We start from the raw sequence: 10,692 nt of genomic DNA, 5'->3' as shown, positions 1-10,692 counted from the left end.
CGCCGAAAAATCCTCAATTCGCCATGTCGTCGACGTCGGCATAACTGGGGAATTTTACTGCGGCACTTCTGGGGAAAATTCACGCGGCATTGACAGCTTCGTTGGAATCCTCGCTCCGGACGACGCGCGTCAGGGTTTGCTCGCGGCCGCGGCCGAACGGTGTCTTCTCCATGAGCGTCAGGATTGTCAGGCGTTTGAAGTTCTGGTTCTCGGCTCGACGTCGATCGACGCGATCCTCCTTGCGGTTCTCCGGCTTGATGTGGCCGCCAGCGTATTTGCCGTCGATGTGAATCTCGCCTTCGAGCATCATTCGGAAGCGCCTGGTCGAGATCGCCTCGCGCATCTTCATGAGCAACACCCATGCGGTCTTATACTGACAGCCGAGCTCGCGCGAGAGCTGGAGGGCGCTCTTGCCCTTGACCGAATTTACCGAGAACCAAAGGCCCGCCAGGATGTCCTGGAAGCTCATTTTGCGGAAGGCAAAGACAGTCCCGGTGGTGACCGAGAACTCGCGGCGGCACGCCTGGCGTTTGAAGCGACGGCGCCGGATCTCCCAGCAGTTCGAGTGTGAGCAGCGGACGCAGGTCGGTTTCCCTTCCGTATCCGGCCAGCGGATGAAGCAGAAGGCCTTGTAGGACCGCTCCTCGTCGAATGCACGGAGGTTTCTAAGCGTGAAGGTGCGGCAATAGGGTGACAGTAGGAAGTGCTGGTTGCCCCAATATTTCTACCCTCCGAAGGGCCTCCAATTCAGAGGAGATGGAGTTCTGCGGCGGAATGACGGACGGGAAGTTGGTGGGCATGTTCAGTCCCTTGGGGATACGCAATACGACAGGACATCGCCGGAGATGGCGAACGGAAAATCAGCGTTGTCGTATGTCTATGAACCTGAACATGCCGCGGACCATACCAGGGCGATCGGCAGGAGTCGATCGAAATCAATGCGGACAATTCAACCGCTGATTAAGCGCGGCAGGTTATGACTTCAATTCGTCAGCGATCGAAAGAAACCGCTTTCCTAAGCGCTTAGGTTTTGATATAAGGTGAACATAGATGCCAACGGTGTTGAATTTCGCAGGGCTGCGAGCGGTCATTTATCCCAACGATCATCGGCCTGCTCATGTACACGTCATTGGCAACGGCTGCTCTGCGGTTTTCATTATGAACTGCCCTGATGGGCCGCCAGAGCTGAGAGAGAACAGAGGGTTCGGAAAACCAGAACTCGGTAGGATCGCAAGGAGTTTGAACGATGCGCGAAAAGGTATCTGCGAAGCATGGAGCCGAATCCATGGAGATTTCTGATCTTGAGTTCGACATGGCCAACGTGAGCGGAATGAAGTCGCAGATGGGGCCATACGCCACGTCGGCCCGCTACGACGCTGAGCATGATGCCATCGTTGTGGTGCTTAACAACGGCTCTTTCCTCGGTTTTCCCGTCGAGAAACTGCAAGGGCTGCAAGGCGCTAACGCTTCGCAATTGAACAACGTCGTTGTCGAGGCCAAGGGCCTTGGGCTTCACTGGCCGGATATCGATGCCGATCTCTATGTTCCAGCTCTGATGGACGGAATTTTGGGATCCAGAAAGTGGATGGCGGCGCAATTGGGGGCTACTGGCGGGAAGGCAAAGTCCGGCGCGAAAGCCACTTCATCGAGACTCAATGGCCTCAAGGGTGGTCGCCCCAGGAAGAATGCCGCCGCGTAGTCGCTCCTCGAGCCCGCCTTTTCAGGCGGGCCTAGCAGGCAGGGTAATTTCATTGGTGGCAGTTGCTACCTAATTCCGAGAGTTCGTCCAGCGCCCGCTCCATCTCCTCATTTTCGTGCTGGTCGATCTCCTGCACCTTCCTGCCATCGATCACGATGAACGCCGGAAGATCTTCATCGAAGGGATAGGAGATGCGAAACTCGCGACCCAGCACATCCTCGAAAACGAAGCTCTCCGTCTCCCGGACGCTGTCGCGTTCGACGATCACTTCCTCGACGTCGTTGACTTGAGTGGTACCACGAACCGCCTCTTCCCACGCAAGCGCGAAAGCGGTGGATTGGATGATCTTGGGCCGGGAATAGTCGACGTCGATGACGGTATACGTCATCATCTCCTCTTTCATTCCCGCGAGTATCTCCTCGTCGGTGCCTTCTACACGATGGCTGGTATCCTGCAGGTACCACCAGTGGATCCACCCGTTGTCGCCAACCTCGATAAGATCGTAGCAATTTACGGCAACCGTCGCGTCCTGAAGAGTGACATCGCGGTCTACGTCCACGCCGAACCAGAGTGACATAGGCGAGAAGACCCTGGGGCCGGCCTGGAAACGAACTGCCAGTTCTCCTGCATCTTCCTCGGTCACCATGGTCAACCCGAGGCTCCTGTATGCCGGACCAAGCGCCTGCTCGATCTTCGCCACCACGCCCTTCACATTTTCCCGCATCATCATCCTCCCTTGTGAGCCGTCTTGCTCACGGGAAAGCTGCGGGGCGGCGGTGCAACCGACAACGGATGCCGACAGTGTCCCGACTCGCTTCGGTGGAGCCGTGTCCGAAAGAGAGGTCCAACCGGAGTCATCAAGCTGTCTTCGCTGCAATCGCTGAGGGAGTATCAATCCGACAAGTATATGAAGATCATCAACAATATTCCTGTCAAAGGATTCGCATATAAAGTTGACACTGCGTGAAAGACGAAAGAGATCATGAATATTACTGACCACAGCCAACGTCGATCTAAAATTTTCTATAGCAAGTACCGTTGACGTCGGACGATTTTTCGTCCTGAATATTCTTCATCGAAGCTGACGAGTAGCGCAATGACCTACCATTTCGCAGCCATAGCCGGGCGAATAGCCCTTCGGTCGAGGATCGTCGTCTAGCGGACGGTCCGCGCCATTGCGCGGGCGCCTGGACCGGCTGAAGGATCCGGGTCATCAAAAAAAGTGAACCGACCTTCATTTTCCCTCCATACGGACGAAAAAAATCCGAGTATGTACTTGTTCCGACCCGAGGCTCCATGCCCCGGAAGCTCAGTTTGTGCTGATGATCGAAAGGAACCACACATGCGTAATATATGCTGCTAGCACCTGACCCAGGCCATGCCTAGGGCGTAAGCCAAGCGACCGCCTGGCAAGCGATCCCCCTTCCCAAACATCCGGGACCATGATCCCGACGAGTATCCATCGTCGGAATGGCATCGTGCGTCCTGCATCAAGACAACCTGGAAGGTTCAGACAATGAAGCCTGCCATCGAAGAACCGTGTCCGCTGTTTGCGGCACCAATACGTCCTCCGGGGCACCTCGTCTTCCGTCGAGGACCGGCTCAACCGCCACCGCGGCTACCGTGCTCGATTCTGTAGTCCAATCCGGCCGAACATACAAACATTTCATGAATAGGGAGATTGAAATGGACAATCGTAGAACCTGCGATCTCATGCAAAACGCCCTCGATATCCTCACCGAGGGATCGAGAACCGCCGATTTCCGCCGGGAGTTCCAATACGACGAACTCGAGCAAGCGGCCATCCAGGAAGCACTCGGCATCGCAATGGATTTTCCCTCTCGCCAACGCGAGGCGTGGGAATTCATGGCTTCCCTGCGGACCGACATGAGCGAGCAGCTCGAGCAGCTTGATGCTCCGCCGCTGCGATTTCCCTCATACGAAACATTTCTCGGCCTTCTTTGCACGAAGACTGTCGGTTGGACTCCGTGATCTCCAATGCACCCAGCGACAAGGACACCACCATGTTTCACGAAAAAATGACTGCTTATTACACGACCTTGGCCGACTTCCATCCCTCAGTTCTTCGGTGGGCCGAGGGTATACTGGAAGACGAGCCGATGCTTGCCGTGACCTTTGCGGTCACGCTGAACATCATCATCCAGCAGGCCCAGTTCCCGCAAATCGATGATGAACTGGCCCACGGCTCTCTGATTTACCTGATCGACCAGGAGGCCGGTCCAGCCTTGCAACAATTGGGCATCAGCTTGCCGATCCCATCGCGCGAGGTTTTCTCAAAGTTGGCGCAGTCGTTCCGTGACGACGTTGATATCTCGAAAATCCTGCTTCGAGAGCCCCTGATGACGGAAAAAGGCCCCGTTGGGATCATGCGCAAGAGGCTGTGGGCCGAGGGCCTGAGAGAGCCGGAGGTTTCAATGAAGCTCGCCGCACTTCAGGATCAGTACGGCTCACAGATAAACTGATCCTTCGCACCAGGCCGCCTGACCAAGGCAGCAGCACATTTCCACACATCGCAAATCTGGCCCGCCGCGCGGCACATCGCACGGAGCGGCGGAGCCATGCCCATCCCAACAACAGACCCTCCAGCCCAGCGGGCAACTGCCCGCCGGGAACGGAGAGTTGCGTCCCAAAGGAATTCGAAATGACACGCATTCGCCAAGTCATCCGATACATGAAGGAACTGGAATCCGGCTTCGACCGTACCCTCCTTCCCCTGCCCACCGAAACCGTCTTCCTGAAAGCAAGCGAACCCCTCTCCGGCCGTTACGTGCCGTTCGAATCCGATCCGCACGACGAAGAGGATTATTCCGGCCTAACCAGCATTCCCTGGGTATGGCGGCCGACCGAAGAGGCCACCCCTTCCAGGTGGTATCCTGCCCGTACCAAGGGCCACAGCCGCGGCACCATGGTCAACGGCAAGACGCGCAAGGCAATCACGTACTCGAGCACCTACGAGCGGAACCTCGCATACATGATGTGCGCCTCCAAGCACATCGTGCTCGTCGAAGACCAACCATCCACAGTTCCGGTTCAGCAGGAGGACGGCACGTCCCACCACACATTCGACTACCGCGCAACGTTGGCAAACGGAACGGTGATCGTCGTGGGAGTGCGCCCGACCTACCTCCTGGAGAAGGACGGTCTGGAATACACCATCGGCACCGTGGACCGGAACCTGCCCCACGGCTTCGCCGACGGAGCCACCATCATCACCGAGCGGGAAGCCACCGACGCGCGCTGCTGGAATGCAATGAGCATCCTGCGTGCGCTCAAGCATTCCGTTGCGGCCGACAACGACCGCCTTCGCGAATACGCATCGCGCTTCCACGGCACCGTCCACATCCGAGATCTCCTCGCGGGGTGGGAGATTCCAGCCTACGGCCGCAACGCGGTCTGGTGCCTGATCCACGACGAGATCCTCATGCCGGTCCGCCCGGACCTCAAGCTCATCGACGCCCCTTTCGTCCGCTTCAACCACATGAATTGAGAGGAACAACATGCAGCCCAACCTCAGACAGATCCTCGCACTCCAGCACGATCCCGTATCGCTTCCCTACATCCGGCTTCCCGAGAACGCTCGGGTGAAGGATCTCGGCATCGAATACTGCGTCCTCTACTGCGACCGGAGTGGAGCCGTCCTCCGCCGCATGGACGAGACCAACGCTACCGTAAGCTTCACGCAGCCGGACCTCAATGAACGCCTGAACCGCGCTGGCAATCCAATGACGGTGGAGTTCGGATACTACGGCAAGAGCAAGGTCAAAGCGCGTCTCTCCGGCTCCAGCAGCCTGTCGACCCTGTCCCCTGCCGACCAGGACGATGTCTTGCGTAAGGAGTTCTTTGTTCGGAAGTTTCTCGAAATGCAGGCGGACTACAGGGAGCAGCGGCGGCTCGCCCGTATCCACGGCCTGCCCAAGCCTCCAGTGGTCAGCAAGTCGCGGGAACCGCTTCTTCGCATCATTCCGGTGATCGCCCGCGAGTGGCGTGAAATTCAGAGCCATGTAACGGGTTCCAAGGCCCTGACGTATCGCACGAAGGCCAACATCGCGCTCTTCGAGCCCAAGCCTTCGACCGTGAAGGGCTGGATCTTCGAGATGGAGCTGAACGACTTCGACCCCATCTGCCTCAAGAACGACTACCGGCGCGATCGCCCCGAATATTTCACGGCGGACGAGTTCGTGCATCTCAGCGCGGCAATCCACGAGGCCTGCTCGACCACGAAGCCGGATCTTGCGGCGATCCATCGTGAGATGGAACGGAAGATGGAGGCTGAAAACAAGCACCGGGGGCCGGACGACCAGCTCCGGATCCCGTGCCCGGAGACGCTCCGCAACCGCTTCAACGCTCAGCCGGAAATGTGGCGCGATCTCGGTCGCGACGGGAAGGAAGCCGCCCGTCGTGAATGGCAGCCGGAATCTGGCGGAATCGATGTAATCCGCCCGCTCGAGCGGATCGAATGCGACGACCATGAGACCGACCTTCAGACCCTTCTCGTAAAGATCGGAATCTGGAAGAAGTTGTCGAAGGCAGAGCGCAAGAAGATCAAGCGGATCCGTCTCGCGATCACGGCGATGATCTGCGTGGCGAGCCGGAGCATCGTCGCCCTACACGTCAGTGCCGAACCCCCGTCGTTGAAATCGGCAATGACTGCGCTGGAAATGTCCACCCGCAACAAGACGGAAATCGCGCAACGCCTCGGATGCCAGTCGCCGTGGCCGCAGGGCGGTACACACGAATTCGTGGCAGTGGATAGCGCGGTCTACTTCGCTCACCGACCGTATCGGGTCGTGCTCAATGATGCCGGGATCGAGATCTTCCTGCCACGAGCCGGCGATGCCTCGTGGCGCGGTTTCATCGAACGCTGGTTCCAGACCTTCAGCCACCAGATGTTCAACTACTTCGACGGCCGCACATGGGGATCGATCGCCGAGAAAGGCGACTATGACGCCGAGGCGCATGCGAACATGATCGCGGACCAGGTTGCGGAGTGCATGGTCCGCTGGTGCGTCGACGGCTATCACAATGCGCCGCATTCCGAGCTAAACGGCGCCACTCCCCTCGACACGTGGTTCGAACTCGCGCGTGACCATGGTGTCCAGCCGGGTCCGACCGGAGCTCTGCGCACCCACCTGTTCGGCACCTACGTGACGCGCAAGGCCTCGAAGAAGGGCTATCGGGTAGCGGGGCTCTACTACCAGAGCAAGGAGCTCCAGCAGATTAGGCGGAAGAACTCCAAGATCCCACTCGTCGGCCGCGTGAACAATCACGACCTGGGTGCGATTTCGATCCTGACGCAGGAAGGCTGGATCGAGGTTCCCTGCGTCCATCGCGAGCTGGAAGGGGTCAGCATCTGGCAGTGGCTGGCGGCGTCCGAGCGCCTCAAGCTCTTCAACACCGAGAACGCGAAGGCCTCCCGGCAGACCATGCTCGGCACGTTTGCGTGGCTCAAGCAGCAGGCGGACATGGCCCGGCTTGAAGCAGGTCTCGTCAGCCCGGTTCTGACTGACGAGGACTATCTCCGCTTCGAGAAGAAGATGGACCACGTCTTCGATGTCGTCGACCGTCCGGTCAAGGGCGAACCCCGCCCCACAGGTGAATGGCATCCGTCCGACGAGCTGTTCGCCGCGCTCAGGATCGAACCGATCGTCTACGCCAAGACGAGGAGCGTGAAGGAAATCCGCCAGGAAGCTGAGACGGGCGGCCGACCTGTTCTCGGTTCCGCCGCCCTGCCCACCAAGCCCAGCACCCCCGCCACACCGTACGGCACGAAGGAAACCTCGGTCGTCCGCCGCATCAGCAACGACATCTTCGACGACGAATAGGAGCACGAAATGACCGATTTCGAAAAAGACCATGAAGCACGCCGCAGCCAGGCTGCCATCGACCGCGTTCGCAGCCTCGTCGGCGATGATCGCCTTGGGGTCGCCGACCGCATCTCTCAGCTATACAACAAATACATCCCCCTCGATCGCGACGAACTCCTCAGGGAAGCACTGATGGGCTTGGTAGCGAGCGTGACAACGCCGATCACCGGAAAGCCCGACAAGCGGCGCATCGTTGCCGTGTGCGGTCGATCGGGAGCGGGGAAGACAACGGCGATCGTGAAACATGTCCGCAGCCTCAAGGCGATGGCCTCATATGTCGACGAGGATGGCGTGACCATCCATCCGGTCATCTTCATGGAGGCAGGTTCGCCCTGCACGCCGCGCCTCCTCGCCATCGCCGGACTCGAGGCTCTCGGTCACACGCCACCGGAACGCATCCGCGAAAATGAGGCCTGGCTTCTGTTCCGCCGCCTTCTCAAGGTGCACAAGGTCATGTGGGTCGTCATCGACGAGGCGCAAAACGCGATCGAGACTGCCAATGTCCGGCAGGCGACGGTCATCGGGGACGCATTCAAGGCACTCACCCAGATGCCCGACTGGCCCGTCCGGCTCATCCTTGCGGGTGTACCTCCGCTCGCGAGCTTCCTTGCCCGTAAACAGCTCTACAACCGCAGGACTGTCATTCCGTTCGACACGCTCAACGTGGACGGAAGCGTGGATCTCATCGACAGCATCCTGGAAACGGTCGTCGTGGAGCATGCCGGAATGGAGCTCCGCCTCGACCTCGACAGCTATGCGTCGGGAGACGAGGAACCTGATCCTCAAAAGCTCAAAGAGATCTTCCTCCGGAGGATGGCGCATGCATGCGACGGCGAATTCGGCTCCGTCGTCCAGATGATCCGGGGCGCGGTCGAGTTGGCCATCCTCGACGATCGTGGGCACGTGACGCTCGATGACTTCATCAAGACCTACACCTCGTTTTCGGGATGCAGGCCGAGCAAGAACGTCTTCACAGCCACCAACTGGGAGGAACTCGAACCCGCAGTGGCCCTGCTGCGCGACGACGACCGAGCCTGGGAGGAAGCCCGCCTCAAATCGAAGGGCAAGAACGCAACGAAATATGGAGTACGCCCTCAATGACCCGACTTGCGGAACTTCTTCCCTTCAATGCTGGCGAAACCATCGCCAGCTACTGCTCCCGGCTAGCTGTCGCGTGCGGATATCGCCATTCACGATCCTTCGCGAACGACCTGGGTTTCCGTTTTCAGGGACTGGTTGTCGGCAACTATACGGACGTCAAGCAGTTCGCTTCGGTTCTGGACGTGCCGGAATCGAAACTGTCTCCTGGCGTGATCGTGACCGAGAACCGGACGAGTACCTTCTCCGGCCAGAAGCTGACGCGTGCCCTCATGGAGCGGTACCGCCTCCGGCTCTGCCCCCTGTGCATCCGAGACGACGAGCGCAACCTCGAAGGCCGGAAGGGCTTCAGAGCTTACGGCCGTACAGAGTGGCTCGTGAGTCCCATCAGAACCTGCGAGACCCATGGGACCAAACTGATCACACCGATTGGGGAGGATGCACGCCAGTACATGCATGACTTCGCCGTGAATCTCGCGATTGCAGCAGCCAATGTCGAGGAATTCTTGTCGCAGGCGGAACCCATGGATACCGACAGCCTGCAGAGCTACGTTCAGGCACGGCTCAGGGGAATGCCCACGGCCTCACCTTGGCTCGACACCATGCCCTTGTATACCGCCGTCCGGCTCTGCGAAATAGTCGGCGCCGCGGAGCGCCACGGGGTCCGCTTCAAACCGAAGACTCTGAGCGATCAGGAGTTGTCGGCCGCCGCACACACCGGATTCAACATTCTTTCCGGGGGCGCGGACGAGTTCCGGGACTGGCTCGTTGGCAAAACGGAAGGCTTCTATCGCAAGAACAGCGATCTCGGAGGGCGCTTCCTCTTCGGACGACTATACGAGAAGGTCGCGTATGAGACCGACGACAGTGCATATGATCCGATCCGTCACATCATGCGGGAGGTCGTGATCAACACCCTCCCGCTCGGTCCAGGTGAAGAGTTCTTCGGCCCCGTCACCGAACGCCGGATTCACTCAGTGCATTCTGCATCCCGTGAATACGGCATTCATCCAGCACGCCTCGCCAAGCTCCTGGCGGCTGCCGGGCTGATCACCGTGGAAGCCTCCAAATTCACGTTCGAGAAGATTCTCGTCGCGGCCGACACCATGGAGAGGTTCGTCGCCGAAGCCAAGAAAGGCCTGAACGCAACGGAAGCGAAGGCAGCCCTAAACGCGAAAGGAACACAGTTCGAGCAACTCGTGAAGCTCGGATACATCAAGGCCGATGTGGAAGACGAAACGGGAGTCTTCTCCTTCATCAACCGATTTTCACCCTCCGAGATTGAGGAGTTCTTGCGGAAATTGAAGGGGGCCGTAACGTGCAAAGATGACGGCAGCCTTGTCGATCTGCAGCAGACCAGGAAGCGAGCGATCTGCTCGTTCGGCGAAGTAGTCGAGCTCCTGTTCGGTGGTAAGCTCTCACGGGTAGCAGTCGCGTCCTGCGAGTATGGTCTCGGTGCCACACGGGTGGATGTCGATGAGGTACGCGACCTCACAGCGGGCGCGAGCCACGACGGCATCCCGATCCATCACTTGGTCAAGTTAATGCCGTCATCGAGCAAGATCACAAGAGTGCTGCTCGCCGAGAAAAGGATTCCGACCGTCAGGTTGCGAAATCCGGTGACGCGTAACCTCCAGGACTATGTCGCCCCCAAAGACCTGGCGGCATTCATGCGAGAATTTGTTTCGCTTGGGAGCCTCGCCACGCAAGCGGAACGGAGGACTTGGACAGTAAAGAAAGAACTCCACGATCGCGGCGTGATGCCGATCTTTGTCGCCGGGGGGATGCCATTTTATCGGAGGTCGGAAGCTGAGATTGCTGACTAATTGAAGCTGATCTCTCTGCGAAAAGCCGGGCCGCTGCCCGGCTTTTTTTGTTGGCCGAGCGATTTGGCCAGTTCTTGCATCCAAGTTGGCCAGTTCTCGATGGGAAATCTCCCATCGGACACAAAAAATCAATGAGTTACATCGGGGTTGGCCAGTACTTCGTTGGTTTTCTCACTTATCGAAA

At 58.7% G+C, this 10,692-nt stretch carries 10 protein-coding genes; 8 read left to right on the top strand and 2 right to left on the bottom strand.

Going from position 1 to position 10,692, the window contains the following annotated elements; all coding sequences use genetic code 11:
- Nucleotides 1-79: 79 nt before the first annotated feature.
- Nucleotides 80-307, bottom strand: a complete 228-nt coding sequence (locus tag DFR48_RS22385) for a transposase (RefSeq protein WP_425359235.1) — start codon at nt 305-307, stop codon at nt 80-82.
- Nucleotides 308-1,050: 743 nt separating this feature from the next.
- Here DFR48_RS22385 and DFR48_RS06175 point away from each other — a divergent pair.
- Together DFR48_RS06175 and DFR48_RS06170 are read left to right on the top strand one after the other, a co-directional pair.
- Nucleotides 1,051-1,299 carry a DUF4160 domain-containing protein gene (locus DFR48_RS06175; protein WP_114362299.1) on the top strand — a complete coding sequence of 83 codons (249 nt, stop codon included), beginning with the start codon at nt 1,051-1,053 and terminating at the stop codon, nt 1,297-1,299.
- Entirely contained in the window at nt 1,247-1,699 is a 453-nt protein-coding gene (locus DFR48_RS06170) for a DUF2442 domain-containing protein (RefSeq protein WP_245415532.1), read from the top strand. Before DFR48_RS06175 ends, DFR48_RS06170 begins: the two co-directional genes overlap by 53 nt.
- A 49-nt stretch (nt 1,700-1,748) precedes the next feature.
- Here the strand turns inward: DFR48_RS06170 and DFR48_RS06165 are convergent, their stop codons facing one another.
- A complete protein-coding gene (locus tag DFR48_RS06165; protein WP_114362297.1) occupies nt 1,749-2,423 on the bottom strand; it encodes a hypothetical protein in 675 nt (224 codons plus the stop codon).
- A 944-nt stretch (nt 2,424-3,367) separates the two neighbouring features.
- On the opposite strand from DFR48_RS06165, the gene DFR48_RS06160 reads away from it, so the two are divergent.
- The 6 genes from DFR48_RS06160 to DFR48_RS06135 all read left to right on the top strand — a co-directional run bounded on the left by DFR48_RS06160 (nt 3,368) and on the right by DFR48_RS06135 (nt 10,508).
- Nucleotides 3,368-3,691, top strand: coding sequence for a hypothetical protein (locus DFR48_RS06160; RefSeq protein WP_147273511.1), 324 nt, complete (start codon nt 3,368-3,370; stop codon nt 3,689-3,691).
- Between the two features lie 32 nt (nt 3,692-3,723).
- Entirely contained in the window at nt 3,724-4,182 is a 459-nt protein-coding gene (locus DFR48_RS06155) for a hypothetical protein (RefSeq protein ID WP_147273510.1), read from the top strand.
- A 179-nt stretch (nt 4,183-4,361) separates the two neighbouring features.
- Nucleotides 4,362-5,207 carry a hypothetical protein gene (locus DFR48_RS06150; RefSeq protein ID WP_114362294.1) on the top strand — a complete coding sequence of 282 codons (846 nt, stop codon included), beginning with the start codon at nt 4,362-4,364 and terminating at the stop codon, nt 5,205-5,207.
- Between the two features lie 10 nt (nt 5,208-5,217).
- Nucleotides 5,218-7,542: a hypothetical protein gene (locus tag DFR48_RS06145; protein ID WP_114362293.1), complete on the top strand. Its 2,325-nt coding sequence runs from the start codon at nt 5,218-5,220 to the stop codon at nt 7,540-7,542.
- Nucleotides 7,543-7,551: 9 nt separating this feature from the next.
- Nucleotides 7,552-8,685 (top strand): AAA family ATPase, encoded by a 1,134-nt coding sequence (locus DFR48_RS06140; protein WP_114362292.1) that lies wholly within the window; start codon nt 7,552-7,554, stop codon nt 8,683-8,685.
- Nucleotides 8,682-10,508 (top strand): TniQ family protein, encoded by a 1,827-nt coding sequence (locus DFR48_RS06135; protein ID WP_170141807.1) that lies wholly within the window; start codon nt 8,682-8,684, stop codon nt 10,506-10,508. Before DFR48_RS06140 ends, DFR48_RS06135 begins: the two co-directional genes overlap by 4 nt.
- The last annotated feature ends 184 nt before the right edge of the window (nt 10,509-10,692 follow it).

It is taken from the genome of Ciceribacter lividus (genome assembly GCF_003337715.1).
GTDB lineage: Bacteria > Pseudomonadota > Alphaproteobacteria > Rhizobiales > Rhizobiaceae > Allorhizobium > Allorhizobium lividum.
This window is presented reverse-complemented; position numbering and strand designations above follow the sequence as displayed.

Coding starts and splice junctions, on each gene's coding strand:
- DFR48_RS22385 (WP_425359235.1), bottom strand. CDS start 307: ATGCTCGAAGGCGAGATTCACATCGACGGCAAATACGCTGGCGGCCAC.
- DFR48_RS06175 (WP_114362299.1), top strand. CDS start 1,051: ATGCCAACGGTGTTGAATTTCGCAGGGCTGCGAGCGGTCATTTATCCC.
- DFR48_RS06170 (WP_245415532.1), top strand. CDS start 1,247: ATGCGCGAAAAGGTATCTGCGAAGCATGGAGCCGAATCCATGGAGATT.
- DFR48_RS06160 (WP_147273511.1), top strand. CDS start 3,368: ATGAATAGGGAGATTGAAATGGACAATCGTAGAACCTGCGATCTCATG.
- DFR48_RS06150 (WP_114362294.1), top strand. CDS start 4,362: ATGACACGCATTCGCCAAGTCATCCGATACATGAAGGAACTGGAATCC.
- DFR48_RS06145 (WP_114362293.1), top strand. CDS start 5,218: ATGCAGCCCAACCTCAGACAGATCCTCGCACTCCAGCACGATCCCGTA.
- DFR48_RS06155 (WP_147273510.1), top strand. CDS start 3,724: ATGTTTCACGAAAAAATGACTGCTTATTACACGACCTTGGCCGACTTC.
- DFR48_RS06165 (WP_114362297.1), bottom strand. CDS start 2,423: ATGCGGGAAAATGTGAAGGGCGTGGTGGCGAAGATCGAGCAGGCGCTT.
- DFR48_RS06140 (WP_114362292.1), top strand. CDS start 7,552: ATGACCGATTTCGAAAAAGACCATGAAGCACGCCGCAGCCAGGCTGCC.
- DFR48_RS06135 (WP_170141807.1), top strand. CDS start 8,682: ATGACCCGACTTGCGGAACTTCTTCCCTTCAATGCTGGCGAAACCATC.